11 protein-coding genes are annotated in these 16,930 nt (G+C 64.3%); 5 read left to right on the top strand and 6 right to left on the bottom strand.

Annotated features, from left to right (window positions below; genetic code table 11):
- Window positions 1-31 precede the first annotated feature (31 nt).
- The 5 genes from N800_RS00665 (at window position 32) to N800_RS00645 (ending at window position 7,380) form a co-directional block, all read left to right on the top strand.
- Complete coding sequence (locus tag N800_RS00665) at window positions 32-1,333, top strand: hypothetical protein (protein WP_052107772.1); 1,302 nt, start codon at window positions 32-34, stop codon at window positions 1,331-1,333.
- Window positions 1,334-1,531: 198 nt separating this feature from the next.
- Window positions 1,532-1,942, top strand: a complete 411-nt coding sequence (locus tag N800_RS16515; protein WP_156962815.1) for a CopL family metal-binding regulatory protein — start codon at window positions 1,532-1,534, stop codon at window positions 1,940-1,942.
- Between the two features lie 118 nt (window positions 1,943-2,060).
- Window positions 2,061-4,775 carry a TonB-dependent receptor gene (locus N800_RS00655; RefSeq protein WP_036133556.1) on the top strand — a complete coding sequence of 905 codons (2,715 nt, stop codon included), beginning with the start codon at window positions 2,061-2,063 and terminating at the stop codon, window positions 4,773-4,775.
- An 80-nt stretch (window positions 4,776-4,855) separates the two neighbouring features.
- Window positions 4,856-5,548 (top strand): PepSY domain-containing protein, encoded by a 693-nt coding sequence (locus tag N800_RS00650; RefSeq protein ID WP_036133553.1) that lies wholly within the window; start codon window positions 4,856-4,858, stop codon window positions 5,546-5,548.
- Complete coding sequence (locus N800_RS00645) at window positions 5,545-7,380, top strand: 2Fe-2S iron-sulfur cluster-binding protein (protein WP_198032435.1); 1,836 nt, start codon at window positions 5,545-5,547, stop codon at window positions 7,378-7,380. The genes N800_RS00650 and N800_RS00645 overlap by 4 nt, the downstream gene beginning before the upstream one ends.
- 245 nt (window positions 7,381-7,625) lie before the next feature.
- On the opposite strand, the gene N800_RS00640 is transcribed toward N800_RS00645, so the two are convergent.
- From N800_RS00640 to N800_RS00615, 6 genes are all read right to left on the bottom strand, one after another.
- Entirely contained in the window at window positions 7,626-10,745 is a 3,120-nt protein-coding gene (locus N800_RS00640; protein ID WP_036133548.1) for an efflux RND transporter permease subunit, read from the bottom strand.
- 1 nt (window position 10,746) lies between these two features.
- Window positions 10,747-12,270 (bottom strand): efflux RND transporter periplasmic adaptor subunit, encoded by a 1,524-nt coding sequence (locus N800_RS00635; protein WP_052107771.1) that lies wholly within the window; start codon window positions 12,268-12,270, stop codon window positions 10,747-10,749.
- Window positions 12,267-13,472: a TolC family protein gene (locus N800_RS00630; protein WP_036133545.1), complete on the bottom strand. Its 1,206-nt coding sequence runs from the start codon at window positions 13,470-13,472 to the stop codon at window positions 12,267-12,269. Before N800_RS00630 ends, N800_RS00635 begins: the two co-directional genes overlap by 4 nt.
- Before the next feature lie 270 nt (window positions 13,473-13,742).
- On the bottom strand, window positions 13,743-14,153 hold the full coding sequence (locus N800_RS00625) for a hypothetical protein (RefSeq protein ID WP_036133542.1): 411 nt from the start codon (window positions 14,151-14,153) through the stop codon (window positions 13,743-13,745).
- Between the two features lie 71 nt (window positions 14,154-14,224).
- Window positions 14,225-14,506 (bottom strand): hypothetical protein, encoded by a 282-nt coding sequence (locus N800_RS00620; RefSeq protein WP_036133539.1) that lies wholly within the window; start codon window positions 14,504-14,506, stop codon window positions 14,225-14,227.
- A gap of 61 nt (window positions 14,507-14,567) precedes the next feature.
- Window positions 14,568-16,925: a heavy metal translocating P-type ATPase gene (locus tag N800_RS00615; protein ID WP_084087003.1), complete on the bottom strand. Its 2,358-nt coding sequence runs from the start codon at window positions 16,923-16,925 to the stop codon at window positions 14,568-14,570.
- Between the last annotated feature and the right edge of the window lie 5 nt (window positions 16,926-16,930).

Genomic DNA, 16,930 nt, shown 5'->3' with positions numbered 1-16,930 from the left:
TAAAGTAGTGGTACCTGTACCGGGTTGCCCCATGGCCATCGAATCTCCTTCGACCACGCCCTTTTTTGACAGCCGGTGTGCCAACCCGCTGTCCATGGAGGCGCTGAACCAGTATTGCTTCTGCGTGTCGGTGGATCCGGGGAAGCTGCATGATGCGCTCTTGGGGGCGCTGGGGGCCCACGGCGTGCCCGGCACACTGGCCGAAACCCATCCCCACCTGTTCGCGGGGCTTCCGGTCTATGTCTCGCGCGAGAACATCGAACGCGTGGAGGCGGCGGTACGCGCCATCGAGGCCGCGACCGGGTTGGCGGAATACCGCGCGCAGGCGCTCTCGTGGGCGCCGGACATCGCGCAGTACAACCCGGGATCGCCGGGTGGGCTGCTGGGGATGGACTTCCACCTTTCGCCGGACGGTCCACGCCTGATCGAGATCAACACCAACCCCGGGGGCATGCTGCTGAACACGCTGATGGGGCAGGTGCAGGACGTTTGCATGCCCAGCGTGGTCGTGGCCCCCACCGATGCCGTCGCCGCGGAACGTGCGGTCATCGACCTGATGCGCGAAGAATGGCGGCTACAGCGCGGCGAGCGTCCGTTGCAGGTCATCGCCATCGTGGATGAGACGCCGAGTTCGCAGTACCTGTTCCCGGAATTCCTGTTGTTCCGCGAATTGTTCTCGCGCCACGGGCTAAAGGCACTGATCTGTGCCCCGGAAGAGCTTGAATACCGCGACGGCTCGCTGTGGGCCGGAGGCGAGCGGGTGGACATGATCTACAACCGGCTCACGGACTTCCCCCTCTCCCTCCCCGAGCACGCGGCACTGCGCGCTGCCTACCTGGCTGGACACGTCGCCCTCAGCCCCCACCCTCGCGCGCATGCGCTTTACGCTGACAAACGCAACCTGATGCTGCTGGGCGACCCAACGTTCCTGGATCACGCCGGTGCCGACGCGACGACAGTTGAAATCTTGGCCAAGACGGTGCCGGCGACCACGCAGGTCACTGCGAGTAACCGCGATGAGTTGTGGAGCCGGCGGCGCCAACTGTTCTTCAAGCCCGCGTCAGGTTTCGGCAGCAAGGCCAGCTACCGTGGCGACAAGCTGACGCGACGCGTGTGGGACGAGATGGCGGCGGGCATCTACATCGCCCAGGCGCTCGTTGCGCCCAGCGAGCGCCACATGGGCGGCGAGGGCACCCCGCTGAAGGCGGACATCCGATGCTATGCGTATGGGGGCAAACCGCTGCTGTTTGCCGCACGGCTCTACCAGGGGCAGACGACCAACTTCCGCACCCCCGGAGGCGGATTTGCGCCTGTGCTGACGGCCGTGCGCTAAACGCCTCATCGCCATGCGGGCCGGGCTGAATATCCGGCCGGCAAGTAGTCCGGTATTGCCGAATGCCGCCGGCATTGTTGCTTAAGCCGTCACCTCACGCCCGGATGGTTGTAATTGAAACAAAGTTGGTTCATTGACAGGCTAAATTTTGCCGTGGTATCAGATGAGGAACACCTCGGGGTTCCACTTTTCCGGCTCATGGCTTGGTCCGCGCTCGCACTGCGTTGCCTGTTGATCGTGGCGTTCTGCCTCGACGGCGGGGCGTCGTTGTGGAAGGCCAGCCAAATGGCTGCGCATATGGCCAGCAAGTCCAGTAATGCGACAGCGAGCACGGTTTCGGATCCCGTCTCAGGAACCGCCGCGACCAGCGCCCAAGGGTGTGAGAGCCCAGGCCTGGCGGTGTCGACGTCGACAAACGAACAGCACGAAGACTGCGATTGCGAAGAGGCGAATGGCTGCCGCTGCCCGTGCGCATTCGCCGTGAAGCTTCTCGTGCAGCGAGTGCCGTTTGCTGCGCAACACCGGCTTGCCGTCCAACCTGCCATTGCGCAGGAGCCCTCGACGGCACAGATCAAAACGTCGGCGGTATTCCGACCTCCCATCGCGTGATCTGAAACCCGCGCCCCACGGGCGACACCTAAAGCCGCACGCCACGGCGACCGGTCCGGTCGGCGGTATGGCGTAGCAGAGCCATCACTTCGATCACGCGTTTTTCCAGGGGATTCACATGTTCAAGCGTAACCATCTTGCGCTGGCAGTTGCCGCGCTGTTGTCGGCTGGCGTCTCTTCCAATGCATTGGCGCAGGAGGGTGGCGGTGCCGCCCAAGCCGATGCCACCGATCTGGACACCGTTACCGTCACCGGCAGCCACATCAAGCGCGCTGCCATTTCCGGTGTTGGCCCGGTCACCGTAATCGACGCCGAGACCATCGAACGCTCTGGCGCCATTTCCGTGGAAACCCTGCTGCAGCGCCTGCCGGCGTCGGCCGGTTTCGCTGGCAACCAGACCAATGCCTATTGGGCCGACAACGGCTACGGCACCACGCAGGTCAACCTGCGGGGCCTGGGCATCAACCGCACACTGGTGCTGCTCAACGGCCGCCGCGTGGTCAATGGCGGCACGGGCGCCAACAGCTCGGTCGACCTCAACATCATCCCGGTGGCGCTGATCGATCGCATCGAAGTGCTGAAGGATGGCGCGTCGGCCATCTACGGTGCCGATGCCGTGGCTGGCGTGGTCAACATCATCACCAAGAAGAGCTTTGATGGGGCCGAGGCGTCGATCCGCTACGGCCAGACGTTCGAGCAGGACGGTGAGGAGGGCGCAGCCGACTTCGCATGGGGCATCACCGGCGAACGCGGCGCGATCATGGCGGCGGTCAACTACGCCGAATCCGGCACGGTGAACATGGCTGATCGCGCTCCGTGTGGCCTGGGCGAATCGGGCGGGCAATTGGTGTGCGTGGGCAGCTCCGCCACGATTGGCGGCCGTGCCGTGCTGGCCGACGGCAGTCGCGTGAACTTCAACCAGGATCCCAACGGTAGCGGTGACTTCTACGAGACCTATTCCCCAGCCAAGCACAACTTCAACTCGAATCCGTATCTGAATGCGGTTAATCCACTCAAGAGGGTGAGCTTCAGCACCTTTGGACACTACGCGCTGACCGACAGCGTGCGCGCATTCACTGAATTGATGTACACCAACCGGCAGTCCGACCAGTTGGCGACGCCGGGCTCCATTGGCCAGTACCGGCCGATCCGCATCTCGGCAACACACCCGACCAATCCGACCGGACAGGACCTGACATTGCAGCGCCGCCGCTTGCTGGAAGCGGGAGTGCGTGAGTTCTACCAGGAGGTAGATACCTTCCGGGCCGTACTGGGGCTGGACGGCCAGATCGGCGATGGCTGGGATTGGGGCATGGCGGTCAACTGGGGCCGCAATACGGGAATCGACGGATCCACCAACGTGGCCAACCTCGACCGGGTTGACCAGACACTCAACACCACGGTATGCAGCAACGCGCCTGGCGCGGCGATCCCCTGCGCCGACTATCTTGGCTACGGCGACCTGACGCAGGAGGTGCTGGACTACATCATGTTCACCACCCGCGACAACGGCGGCAACGACCAGAAGAGCTTCACTGCCAACCTGAGCGGCCAGCTGTTCGAACTGCCGGCCGGCTGGGTCGGCGTCGCCACGGGCGTGGAGGTGCGCAAGGAGCGCGGCTGGCGTGATCCCGACCAGCTGACCGTCCTGGGCATTGCCAACACCAACCAGCAGGAGCGCATCGCCGGCGAGTACACGGCCAAGGAAGCGTTCATCGAAGTCGCCATCCCCTTGCTGCAGGACAGCGTGATCGCCGATTCGCTGACCCTCAACGGGGCGGTGCGCTATTCCGACTACGACTTGTTTGGCGATGACACCAACTACAAGGTGGGGCTTGACTGGCAGGTAGCGCCGTCGTTGAAGGTGCGCGCCAACTACGCCACGGCGTTCCGTATTCCCAACGTGCCTGAGCTGTTTGGCGGCGTGTCCGAAGGCAACCTGACCACCACCGACCCGTGCAGCGGATGGAGCAGCCAGCCGTCCTCTTCCACGATCTACCAGAACTGCCAAGATGATGGCGTGCCGGTGGGCTACACCCAGTTGGGCAACACGGTACTGACCACGGTGGGCGGCAACCAGGACCTGCAGCCGGAAGACGCGGAGACCACCACGGTAGGCGTGGTGTGGACGCCCAGCTTCGCCGATGGGCTGACCCTGACGCTGGACTACTTCAACATCAGGATCGACAACGCCATCCAGCGCATCGACGGCTCGACCAAGCTCGCGGTCTGCTACAACACGCCAGGACTGGCGCACCAGTTCTGCGGCAGCGAGAACTTCACCCGCAACCCGCTGACGGGCGAAATCGACTTCCTGTCGGCGCAGCCGGTCAATGCCGCCAGCGAGCGGGTATCGGGCGTTGACCTGGGAGCGCTGTACCAGTTCGGCCTTGCCGGTTGGGACAGCACGTTGAGCTGGGACGTGTCGTACCTGAAGGAATACGATGTTCGCCCATTCGACGGCGCCGATCCGATCCGCTACGCGGGCATGATCACCGGCGGACGGGGCAGTTTCACCCACTGGCGCTCGTTTACCTCGCTGACGATGGCGCGTGGCGTGTGGTCGGGCAGCTACAGCGTGCAGTACATCGGCAAGGCTGATGACATCAATGCATCACCGGGCGACATCGGCGACCACGCCCCGAGCGTCACGTACCACAATACCCAGGTGAAATACGCCTTTGGTGATGTGGCCGACGTGGCCTTCGGCATCGACAACCTATGGGACAAGCAGGCGCCGTTCATCCAGAGCTGGACCGACGCCAACACCGACACGATGACTTACGACCTGCTGGGTCGTCGCTGGAACGTGAAGTTCACCTACCGCTGGTGACCTGATCGTGCCATCGCGCATCGCCCGGCCAACGCGGCCGGGCGATGCGATCGTCCGTCCTTTCTGCAGGTAATGCATCAATGAAACCCGCTTTCTGGGCCCGCAAGGCCCACAAATGGATTGGCCTGGTCGTTGGCGTCCAGGCGCTGCTGTGGATGATCAGCGGTCTGTACATGACGATCATCTCGATCGATGTCATCCACGGCGACCATCTGGCGCATGGCGCATCCGCACCCCTGTCGACGTCGACCGACTATGTCACGCCGTCGCAACTCGCTGCCGACAACCCTGGCCTGCTCGGCTTCCGCCTGAAGAAAGTAATGGACCGCGCAGTCTACGAAGTGCGCACCGAGGAGGGTCCGACCTTGGTGGACGCCATGACCGGCGAGCCTTTTGGACCGCTGGACGAGTCCGAAGCACGGCGAATTGCTGAATCGCTTTACCAGGGCGATGCACCATTGGCCTCGATCGCATTGTTGAGCGAGGCGCCGCAGGAGGTGGCTTCCCGGCCGGTGCCGATGTGGCAGGCCCGGTTTGACGATCGTGGAAGCACCACGCTGTACATCTCGCCGGCCACCGGTGAACTGCTGGCCAAGCGCCATGAGCTGTGGCGCTGGTTCGACTTCCTCTGGATGCTCCACATCATGGATTACGAGGCGAGGGAGGACGTCAACAACACGCTGTTGCGTGTTGCCGCCGCCATCGGCTTCGTGTTTGCGTTGAGCGGGGTATGGCTGCTGTTCTACAGCTTCCGCAAAGGAGGCAAGGCATGACGCCCTGGCTCCGTAGGCTGCATAAGTGGGTGGGGCTGATCATCGCGATCCAGTTCGTGCTGTGGCTGGGCAGCGGACTGGTGATGAGCGTGCTCGACCACGACACCGTGCAGGGCCACACACACCGTGCACACGCCGCGGCACCGTCGCCCACTTGGCCGATTGACGCCCTGGCGCCAGCGACGGTGCTGGCCAAGGCCGGCCGTGACGTCCAGACCATCGAGACGTTCCAGCTTGATGGCCAAGCGGTATATCGCCTGAGCCAACATGGCGATGTGTGGCTGCTTGATGCCGTCTCGGGCGAGCCCGTGCCCGTCAACGCGGACGTGGCGCTGTCGATAGCAAGAAAGGACTACGTAGGCGACGGCAAGGCGGGAGCGCCGGAGTTGCAGTCCGCGGCAGATCTGGAGGCGCGCGAGCATGACGGACCGATCTGGCGCGTGCCGTTCTCGGACGACGACTCCACGACCGTCTACGTCTCGGCTCGCGACGGCCGCGTTCTGGAACGACGCAACGATACCTGGCGGCTGTTCGACGTGGTGTGGATGCTACACATCATGGATTACACCGGTCGGAAGAACTTCAACAATCCGCTGGTCGTGACGGCTGCCGTAGGTGGCGTCTGGATGGCGCTGACTGGCATCTGGCTGTTGTTCGCCAGCTTCCGGCTGGGCGAGTTCCTGCCGTCGCGCTGGCGGCCGCGCCGTACGCTAAGCGTGTTTTCGCCCGACGGCAGCCTGTTGCGTTCGGTGGAGGCGCACTCCGGCGACACCGTCTACGTTGCACTGGCGCGCAATGGCCTGCAGTTGCCCTCCAACTGCGGTGGCGGACAGAGTTGCGGGTTGTGCGAAGTACGCTTCCGCGGCCACGCGCCCGAACCCACCAGCGCGGATCGCACGCACCTGGGCGAAACCAAGCTGAAGCAGGGCTGCCGCTTGGCGTGCAATTTGCCCGTGCATGAAGACCTCGGTGTCGAAGTGCCCGGTGGCGCGGCTATCTGGGCTGAGTATTCAGGCACCGTCGAGCGGGTCACGCCGATCACGCCATTCCTGCGCGAGATCATGTTCCGCCCGGATCAGCCCGGCAAACTGCAGATACCGCCGGGAGCATACGTTCAGGTCCACATCCCGGAGTACAACTTGACCCGTCAGGACCTGCACCACCCCGAACACCATCGCGGTGACTGGGGTGCACTGGACCTGCCAGATGCGTTCGCGTCCCGCGAGCCGGTTCGCCGCAGCTATTCATTGGCGATGCCTGTGGAGCAGGCCAACGGCGCCATCACGCTGCTCGCGCGCTTCAGCCCCGGGCGGCAGGATCGCAGGCGCCATCCGCCTGGCAAAGGCTCCTCGTACCTGTATTCGCTGAAGGCAGGCGACCCATTGCGTTTCAGCGGGCCGTACGGTGATTTCAAGCTCAAGCCGGGCCATGCTGAAAAGGTGTTCATCGGCGGCGGGGCGGGAATGGCGCCCCTGCGATCGATGATCCATGCGTTGCTTGATGGCGGGGCACAGGAACGCGTCCATTTCTGGTATGGCGCACGCAATCTTCGCGACGCCCCCTACCTGGAGGAAATGGCCGAGCTGGCGCAGCGGCACCCCAACTTCAGCTGGCATCTGGTGCTGTCGGAAGAAGCCGAACATGCAGCCGGTCTGGTCACGGGTTTGGTCCACGAAGCAAGCCATGACGCCTTGCTGCGGGATCACCCGGACCTGCACGCCTGCGAGTTCTACCTGTGCGGGCCGCCGGCCATGCTGTCTGCTACCCGACAGCTGCTGGCCAAGCTTGGTGTGGCGGATGATCGAATTGCCTTCGACGACTTCAAGATCTGACCCCTGAACAATCTACGTCGCTGGAGCCCGGGGGCAGCTCCAGCGACGTCAGGGCCAGTAGAAGTGGGTGGCTTGCCACGTACCTGTCCCACCACAAATCCAGCAAAAGCGTGAAGGCCACTTCCGAGGAGGTCTTTCAGCTGTTTGACTCAAACTCCGTATCGGCGGCCCACATGGGGCGCCGATCACGATGATGGATGGTGGGTCGATGTCGAACGCAAGCCACCTCTACGCAGCACGTGGATTCACGCCTCACGATGCAGCATGCGTCGTTTGATCAACGCATAGACCACCGGAATGACGACCAGCGTCAGCACCGTCGACGACACCATTCCCCCTACCATCGGCGCGGCAATGCGCCGCATCACTTCGGACCCGGTGCCGCTGCTCCACATGATTGGCAACAGTCCGGCCATGATGGCCACCACCGTCATCATCTTGGGGCGGACGCGCTCCACCGCACCCTCCACGATGGCGTCATGCACGTCTCCATCGTCCAGGCCACGGCCTTCCGCGCGACGTTGGGCCGCGCGGTGCTGCAACGCGTGGTCGAGGTAGATCAGCATCACCACGCCAGTTTCCGCGGCCACTCCGGCCAATGCGATGAAGCCGACGGCAACGGCAACGCTTAGGTGGTACTCCAGTGCCCAGAGCAGCCAGACGCCGCCGACCAGTGCGAAAGGCACCGAAAGCATTACCACGAGCGACTCGGTAATGCGACGGAAATTCAGGTACAGCAGTAGAAATATCAGCGCCAAGGTAATAGGCACCACGATCTTCATCCGGGCCGCCGCCCGCTGCATGTACTCGTACTGGCCGCTCCACGTGGCGTAGTAGCCGGACGGGAACTTGACCGACCTCGTGACGGCGTCCTGTGCCTTGCGGACATAAGCGCCAAGGTCGCTTTCCCGTGTGTCGACATAGATGTAGGCCGACAGCAATGCGTTCTCGGTGCGGATCGATGGTGCACCCTTGCGTACGCGCACGGAAGCAACTTCCCCCAGTGGAACCTGGGCGCCATCCATCGTCGTTACCAGCACGTTTTCGGCGATCTGGTCGGGATCGGCACGCAGCTCACGTGGGTAGCGCACGATCACGCCAAAACGCTCGCGGCCTTCCACTGTCGTCGTCACCATTTGCCCGCCAAGCGCCGTGGCGATGACATCCTGCACTTCGCCTACGGTGATTCCATAGCGGGCCAACTGGCGCAGATCAGGGCTGACGTCGAGGTAGTACCCGCCGGTCAGACGCTCGGCATACGCGCTGGTGGTGCCTGGCACTTCGCGGACTGCAGCTTCGACCTCCTTGGCCAGGCGCTCCATCTCATCCAGGTTGGTGCCGAACACCTTGATGCCGATGGGCGTGCGGATGCCAGTGGACAGCATGTCGGTGCGCGCCTTGATCGGCATCGTCCAGGAATTGGCAACGCCCGGGAACTTGAGCGCTTGATCCATCTCGGCGATCAGCTTGTCCACGTTCATTCCTTCGCGCCATTGGCCCTCCGGTTTCAGGTTGATGACCGTTTCAAACATCTCCAGTGGGGCAGGGTCGGTAGCGGTTTGTGCGCGTCCCGCCTTGCCAAACACGGACTCCACTTCCGGGAAGGATTTGATGATCCGGTCTTGTTGCTGCAGCAACTCCGCCGCCTTCGTCACCGACATGCCTGGCAGGGAAGCGGGCATGTATAGCAAGGTCCCTTCGTTCAGGGTGGGCATGAATTCACTGCCCAGTCGCGCCGCCGGCCACAGGGTAGCCAGCAGTACCACGCCAGCCACGACCAGGGTAGCGATCTTGTGCCTGAGTACGGCGCCAATGATTGGGCGGTAACCCGCGATCAATGCGCGATTCACGGGGTTGCGCGCCTCTGGGACGATCTTTCCGCGCACGAACAAAAGCATCAACACCGGGACGAGTGTCACTGACAGCAGAGCGCCGCCGGCCATTGCGAATGTCTTGGTGAAGGCCAAAGGTTTGAACATCCGACCCTCCTGCGCCTCCAGCGCGAACACGGGCAGGAACGACACGGTGATGATCAGCAGGCTGAAGAACAGCGATGGCCCAACCTCGCGGCAGGCGTCAACGATAAGTTCTGCCCGCGGCCGGCTACCATCGTCTCGCTCAATGTGCTTGTGCGCGTTCTCGATCATCACGATGGCGGCGTCGACCATGGCACCAATCGCGATCGCGATGCCGCCCAGACTCATGATGTTGGAGTTCATTCCCAACACCCTCATGGCCATGAACGCGATCAACACGCCCACTGGCAGCATGATGATGGCGACCAATGCACTGCGAACGTGGAACAGGAAGATGATGCAGACCAGCGCGACGATCGCGCTCTCCTCGAAGAGCGTGGTGCGCAGCGTCGCCACCGCCCGCTTGATCAGCTCGGAACGGTCATAGACCGCGCGAAGGCTGACGCCTTCGGGTAGGCCGGCCTGGATTTCCGCGATCCGCTCCTTGAGCCCGTCGATGACCGCCAACGCGTTCTCGCCGTAGCGGGCCACGGCAATGCCCGCCACGACATCTCCCTCGCCATTGAGCTCGGCCAGGCCGCGGCGCTCGTCCGGCACGAGCTCGACGTTCGCGATGTCGCCAATCAGCACGGGTGTTCCGCCCTCGGCCTTGACGACAAGATCCTCGATGTCGGAGATGCCGCGCAGGTAGCCCCGGCCCCGGATCATGTATTCGATCTCGGACATCTCGATCACGCGACCGCCGACATCGCGATTGCCCTGTGCGATCACTTCCGAGACCCGGGAAAGCGGGATCCCGAACTGCCGGAGCCGCGCCGGGTCGACCGTCACCGAATATTGGCGTACGAACCCGCCCACGCTGGCCACTTCGGCCACGCCGGGTGCAGCAGTCAACTGATAGCGAACGTACCAGTCCTGGAGCGCACGCAACTGGTCCAACGACTGCTGCTTGCCTTGCAGTGCGTACTGGTACACCCAGCCGACGCCGGTGGCATCCGGGCCAAGCGTGGGCGTGACGCCTGCGGGCAGCTGCTTCGATGCGAAGCTCAGGTATTCCAGCACTCGCGAGCGCGCCCAGTAGACGTCGGTGCCGTCCTCGAAGATCACGTAGACGAACGAGGCACCGAAGAATGAAAAACCGCGCACCACCTTGGCTTGTGGCACCGCGAGCATGGCGGTGGTGAGCGGGTAGGTCACCTGGTCCTCCACCACCTGGGGTGCCTGGCCAGGGACTTCCGTGTACAGAATCACCTGCACGTCCGACAGGTCGGGTTGCGCATCAAGAGGTGTATTCAGCAGCGCATGAATACCGCCAGCGGTGATGGCTACGGCCATCACTAGAACCAGGAATACGTTCCTGAGGGACCACTCGATGATGCGGTTGAGCATGTCAGTGCTCCATGCCGCTCATGTCGTGGCCGGCGTGCGGGTCGCCCTGTGCGGCCGGCTCCTCATGGCTGTCGTGCTCACCATGGCCGACATGCGGATCGGAAGGTGTCTGAACCGGCTTCACGCCGGGCGTTGGCTTGGATCCGGGGCTGGTCACCGACTGGCCTGAGTGTTCGTGATTCTGCACTCCCGCTGCTGCATCACTGGGTTCTGCAGGAACGACGTCGGCCTCCGCACGCATTGAAGTAATGGGCTCGCCTGGTTCCGCTGACGATGTTCCCATGCCCGCTAGGGCCGACTGAAGGTTGCTCTCCGCGTCCAAGAGGAAGTTGGCGGCCACGACCACGCGTTCACCCTCGGCAAGGCCTTCCAGCACCTCGATGGAGTCAGCCGCACGTCGTCCGACGACGACGCGTCGCGGTGCAAACCGTCCCTCGGACACCTGCACCAGCACGATCTGACGCGTTCCGCTGTCGATCAACGCGGAGCGTGGGACGGCCAGTACCGCCGGACCATCATCGCGACTAAACGCGACGTTGCCGAACAATCCCGGGCGCAGCACGCCCTCGCGGTTCGGAAGGGCCACGCGCACTCCCAGCGTCCGGGTCGCAGCATCAATCACCGGCTGGATGAAGGTTACCTGCCCGTCAAACCTCTGGCCGGGCAGGGTAGGTGAGGAGAAACTCGCCGCCTGCCCAGTACGCAGCGACCCCGCTTGCGACGCCGGAACATTCGCCACCACCCACACGGTGGACAGGTCGGCAAGACGCAGCACGGTCTCACCTGCTTCGAAGCGCGCCCCTTGAACCACCGGCTTCTCCATCACCACCGCATTTGCCGGCGACGTGAGGACCAGGTTGCCGGATGGCTTGTGCCCAAGGTGCGCCAATTGCGCGTCGCTGATCTCCCAGTTGCGAAGACGATCGCGGGCAGCGTCGCGGAGCCGGCCCATGCGCTTGGCCGCATCCGCATCGCCAGTGCTGAGCCGTCGCGCCGCCGCATCGGCAATGCGGTACTCCTCCTGGGCCGCCATCAACTGCGGGCTGTAGACGGTGAGCAGCGGCTCTCCGCGGCGCACCGCCTGACCTGTCTGGTTGGCATGCAGGCGCTCCACCCAGCCTTCGAAACGAGGGGCGATCTCGTATTGCCGCGTTTCGTCCACGGCTACCGTGCCGCTGGCCTCGACCCTTCGCTCCAAAGGCCTGAGCCGTACCTGTTCGGTGCGAACGCCCAGCATCTGTACCCGCTCCGGCGACAGCACGACTGTCCCGGGCACGGACGCGGCGTCGTCTTCCGCATAGACCGGGATGTAATCCATGCCCATGGAATCTTTCTTGGGCACAGGGGAGGTATCAGGCAGACCCATCGGGTTGCGGTAATAGAGGGGCTTGCGCGCGGCCTTGGCCGTTGGTTCGGCACCGCCATCCTTTGGTGTGTCCGGACGCATTACGCGACCAACCATCACGCCGACACCAAGTGCGGCCGCAACGGCCATCGCAATCAGGGGCCAATGGGTACGGCTCATGGGGCATCTCCTTCGATGGCGCGCACATTGGCGGCGCCAAGCAGTTCGTCACGGAGGGCATCGACGCGGGCCAGGTCCGCGCCTTGCCATTCGGTCAGCGCTTCAAGCAGGGTGTTGAAGTCAACTTCGCCCACCTGGTAGCTGGCGAGCGCGGATTTGAAATTGGCCTCGGCCTGGGGCAGTTGCGCCTTCTCGATCAATTGCCGTTGTTCACGGGCGGACCGCCACTGCGTCCATGCCACGCCAAGGCGTCCGGCCAACGCATTGCGCGCGACGTCGGTACGCGCGATGGCGGCATCCTCCATCCGCCGGGCTTCACGCTCGCGCTCGTGGAGGGCGCGGCGTTGCAACGGGATCTCCACTTCCAGCATCAGCTCGTAGCTTTCCACGCGGTCATCGCGCTGCATGGCGCCCACGCCGAAAGTGATGTCCGGCCAGCGGGCGCGGCGTTGCAGTTCCACGGCGTCATGGGCGGCGTTGACCCGCGCACGGCTGGATCGGAGCGCGGGGTGTGCCTCCGCATCCAGTTTGGCGAGTGCATCGGTTAGGGTCGGGCTTGTCACGGGCAACGGGGGTGGTTCCGAGGGCGAAAGCAGCTCCGCATCCGCGCGGCGCCCCAATGCCACATTGAGCATCGCCGTGGCTTCTGCTCGTCCGGCATGGCGCTGGATGCGTTCGCGCTGCATGGACGTGCGCTCCACCTGGGCCCGGATCGCGTCCTGCTGCGGCGCCATGCCCAGCGCGTAGCGGACGCCCGCGATCTCTTCCACCTGTTCAAGCAGGGCGATCAGCCGATCGATGACCAGCAGCGAGGCATCTGCGTGCCAGTAACGCACGTAGGCCGACTCCGCTTCTGCCATCAGGTCAAGCGCGACGGCGCTCCGCTCCAGGCCCAATGCACGGGCCTGTGAGCTGGCAACGCCGCGAGCCAGCTCGCGCTTGCCCCACAGGGGGACGCGCTGCCGGATCTGGTAGCTGGTTGAGCCGACGTTGCCGGGCAGGAAGGCAGGATGATCGGGATCGATGTCGCGCAGACCGACCGACGCCATCGGGTCGGGCAGGGCGCCTGCGGGAACAATGCGTGCCTCGGCCGCCTCGGTCTCCGCCTGGAGGGCGCGCAATTCCGGATTGTGCCGAAGCACCCAGGTACGAATCGACGCGATGTCGGCGCCCGGCGTCGTGTCATTGGCCGTTTGCGCCATCAAGGTGGGCGCTAGTAGCAGACAGCCCAGCAGGGCCGCAGCCTTCCATCCGACCAGACGCCGTCGTCCCGAGTACGGGCGTGGCGAAACATCGCGATGCGATGTTTCGGCGCGCGGGCCTGCCGGAGCAGGGTAGGTCACCATGTCTCAACCTCTGCGGGCGCCGCAAACTGGAGGAGCAGCGCCGATGCGGTGGGAACATGCCGTGCGAACACGGCCGCCATGAAACAGGAACGGGCGCAAGCAATGCGCCGCGTCAGACAGGCGGGATCAGATCAACAACAATGCCGCAGGATGCGGTGTGGGACGGTGCCAGGATACGGGAGGCGGCAAGGCGTGGTGGCGGCGCAGGTCAGCCGACAGGAAGACCACCTCGGCCATTGCCACGGGAATGGCGGCCGGAAGTGCCGGCACATCCGGCACCCGGGCTACATCGCTGCTGAGCGAGCCCTGTCCACAGTGGGATGCACAGACCGTATCGTCGGAGGGTGCGGGTGCCTCATGGCAACCGTGCGTACCGCCTTCGACGACCAGCGGTGCGCTGGCGTCGAGCTCGGAGAGCGCCATGAACCCCATGGAACAGGCTGGATGACCCGCCAGCACCACCTGCGACCACAGCAACGCCAACACCGCGAGGATCGCGATGCGGGCGCGGAATTGCCGGCGGCGGAAGCGTTTCATGGCCCTGTGATGTTAAGTCCATCGAGTGCCCACGCATTGACGGGGATCAATTTGTGGGCCTCCGGCGGAATTCACATGCTGCTGAATTCCCTCGGACTCAGCTTCCCGTCCTTGGTGGTATCCATCATGCCGAAATGGGCTGCCATCGGGTGCTTGGCCATTTCAGCCTTCGAGAGGAAGCCGTCCTTGTCCTTGTCCAAGGCGGCAAACGTAGGCGACACGGTGGGCTTGGCCGCCGCCGGGGCGGAATGGGCGGCGTGGTCGTGGGAGCCGCCCTGTTCGCGGTGATCCGCCAGTGCGGGCGCCGCAGCGCTGGACAGGGTCAGGAACAGGACAAGCGTTGTGTACTTCATGGTGTTCTCCAGCAGGTGATGAGGTGATTGCCGAGGCCTCAATGCCGCCCCGGCCGGGCATTCATTCCACGCGCGTGCGCCCCAGCCGCAGCGCATTGGCCACGACCGAAACCGAACTGAGGCTCATCGCCAGTGCCGCGATCATCGGGCTGAGCAGCAGGCCAAAGACCGGGTACAACACGCCAGCCGCGATCGGCACGCCCAGTGCGTTGTAAAGGAAAGCAAACATCAGGTTCTGCTTCATGTTGGCAACCGTGGCGTCGGACAGGGTCCGCGCGCGGGCAATGCCACGCAGGTCGCCCTTGACCAGCGTGACCTGCGCACTGGACATGGCCACGTCGGTACCGGTCCCCATGGCCACGCCGATGTCGGCCCCGGCCAGCGCCGGTGCATCGTTGATCCCGTCGCCAGCCATCGCGACCTTGCGGCCCTCCGCCTTGAGCCGCTGGACCAGCGCCACCTTGTCCTGCGGGCGCACTTCGCCGTGCACTTCATCGATACCCAACTGGCGGGCGACAGCTTGCGCGGTGACGACGCCATCCCCGGTGGCCATGACGATGCGCAGCCCTGCAGCGTGCAACGTTGCAATGGCATCCGGCGTCGAGGCCTTGATGGGGTCGGCCACGGCCAGCAGGCCGGCCAGTCCACCGTCCACGGCAAGGAACATCACGCTGGCGCCGTCGCGGCGGAGTCCATCCGCCTGCCCGCGCAGTGGAGTGGCGTCCACGCCCAGTTCGAGCATCAGTTCGGTATTGCCGATGGCGACCTTGCGCCCACCCACCATGCCGCGGACCCCAATGCCCGTGGACGACTCAAAGCGCTCCGGTGTTTCCAGGGGCAGCTTGCGGCGACGCGCCTCGGCCACGATGGCATCGGCCAGTGGATGCTCGCTGTTCTGGTCCAAGCTTGCTGCCAGTCGCAGCACGTCTTGCTCGTTGTAGCCGGCGGTCGGCACGGCCTGGCGGAAGGCCGGCTTGCCTTCGGTCAACGTGCCGGTCTTGTCGACGATCAGCGTATCGATACGACGGAAGTTCTCGATGGCTTCGGCATCGCGGAACAGTACGCCCACCTGCGCCGCGCGGCCTGTTGCCACCATGATCGACATGGGGGTAGCCAAACCCAACGCGCACGGACAGGCGATGATCAGCACCGAAACAGCGTTCAACACGGCGTAGGTCCACGACGGCTCCGGCCCGAACAGGCCCCAGGCAAGGAACGTCGCCACGGCAATCGTCAACACCGCCAACACAAACCAGAACGCCACCTTGTCGGCCATGCGCTGCATCGGCGCTCGCGAGCGCTGCGCCTGCGCTACCAGCTGCACGATCTGCGCCAAGACGGTTTCGGAACCGACCTTCTCGGCACGGATCACCAGGCTGCCGGTGCCATTGAGCGTGGCACCGATCACGGTCGCGCCTGCCGCCTTTTCCACTGGAATCGGCTCGCCCGTCAGCATCGACTCATCGACGTTCGAGTGGCCCTCAAGCACCTTGCCGTCCACCGGCACTTTCTCGCCCGGACGCACGCGCAATCGATCCCCCACATGCACGTGGCTGAGGGCGATATCCTCTTCGGTGCCATCATCGCGCAGGCGACGAGCGGTCTTGGGCGCAAGGCCGAGCAGGGCACGGATGGCGGCGCCGGTCTTGGAGCGGGCACGCAACTCCAGCAACTGACCCAACAGCGTCAGTGAGATAATCACCGCGGCCGCCTCGAAATAGACGCCAACGCGTCCGTGCTCGCGGAATGACACGGGGAAGATGTCCGGCGCCACGGTGGCCACCACGCTGTAACCGAACGCGGCGGCCACACCGATACCGATCAGGGTCCACATGTTCGGGCTACGGTTGCGGATGGACTGCATGCAGCGTTCGAAGAAGGGCCAGCCGGCCCATAGCACCACCGGCGCACTGATGATCAGCTCCAACCAGGTGCGCGCCTCCGTGGACAGCCACGCATGGAAACGGTGGCCGAGCATCGCCAATGCCAGCGTGATCAGTGTCAGCGGCAATGTCCACCAGAACCGACGACTGAAATCGACCAGCTCGGGGTTCTCTTCCCCCTCGATGCCGGGCATTTCCGGCTCCAGCGCCATGCCGCAGATCGGGCAGGTGCCGGGGTGGTCCTGTCGGATCTGTGGGTGCATGGGGCACGTGTACATCGTGCCGATCGGCGCAACGACCGCAGGTTCAGCGGGCTTTTCCGCCAGGTACTGCGCAGGATTGGTGACGAACTTCTCCCGGCACCGATCCGAGCAGAAGTGGTACGTAACGCCCTCGTTTTCGGCGTGGAGGCGCGTCTTCGTTGGGTTCACCTTCATCCCACATACGGGGTCGACGACGACGTCCGAAGACGACGCTTGCTTGTCGCGCAAGCTGCCGCCGTTTGGGCCATGCCCATGATGTTCGTGCCCGCTCATGCATC

This window comes from Lysobacter daejeonensis GH1-9, from assembly GCF_000768355.1.
In the GTDB taxonomy this organism is placed as follows: domain Bacteria; phylum Pseudomonadota; class Gammaproteobacteria; order Xanthomonadales; family Xanthomonadaceae; genus Aerolutibacter; species Aerolutibacter daejeonensis.
This window is presented reverse-complemented; position numbering and strand designations above follow the sequence as displayed.

Bases quoted from the DNA above. Each gene is read 5' to 3' on its own strand.
- N800_RS00665 (WP_052107772.1), top strand. From the start codon at position 32: ATGGCCATCGAATCTCCTTCGACCACGCCCTTTTTTGACAGCCGGTGT.
- N800_RS16515 (WP_156962815.1), top strand. From the start codon at position 1,532: ATGGCTTGGTCCGCGCTCGCACTGCGTTGCCTGTTGATCGTGGCGTTC.
- N800_RS00655 (WP_036133556.1), top strand. From the start codon at position 2,061: ATGTTCAAGCGTAACCATCTTGCGCTGGCAGTTGCCGCGCTGTTGTCG.
- N800_RS00650 (WP_036133553.1), top strand. From the start codon at position 4,856: ATGAAACCCGCTTTCTGGGCCCGCAAGGCCCACAAATGGATTGGCCTG.
- N800_RS00645 (WP_198032435.1), top strand. From the start codon at position 5,545: ATGACGCCCTGGCTCCGTAGGCTGCATAAGTGGGTGGGGCTGATCATC.
- N800_RS00640 (WP_036133548.1), bottom strand. From the start codon at position 10,745: ATGCTCAACCGCATCATCGAGTGGTCCCTCAGGAACGTATTCCTGGTT.
- N800_RS00635 (WP_052107771.1), bottom strand. From the start codon at position 12,270: ATGAGCCGTACCCATTGGCCCCTGATTGCGATGGCCGTTGCGGCCGCA.
- N800_RS00630 (WP_036133545.1), bottom strand. From the start codon at position 13,472: ATGGCGCAAACGGCCAATGACACGACGCCGGGCGCCGACATCGCGTCG.
- N800_RS00625 (WP_036133542.1), bottom strand. From the start codon at position 14,153: ATGAAACGCTTCCGCCGCCGGCAATTCCGCGCCCGCATCGCGATCCTC.
- N800_RS00620 (WP_036133539.1), bottom strand. From the start codon at position 14,506: ATGAAGTACACAACGCTTGTCCTGTTCCTGACCCTGTCCAGCGCTGCG.
- N800_RS00615 (WP_084087003.1), bottom strand. From the start codon at position 16,925: ATGAGCGGGCACGAACATCATGGGCATGGCCCAAACGGCGGCAGCTTG.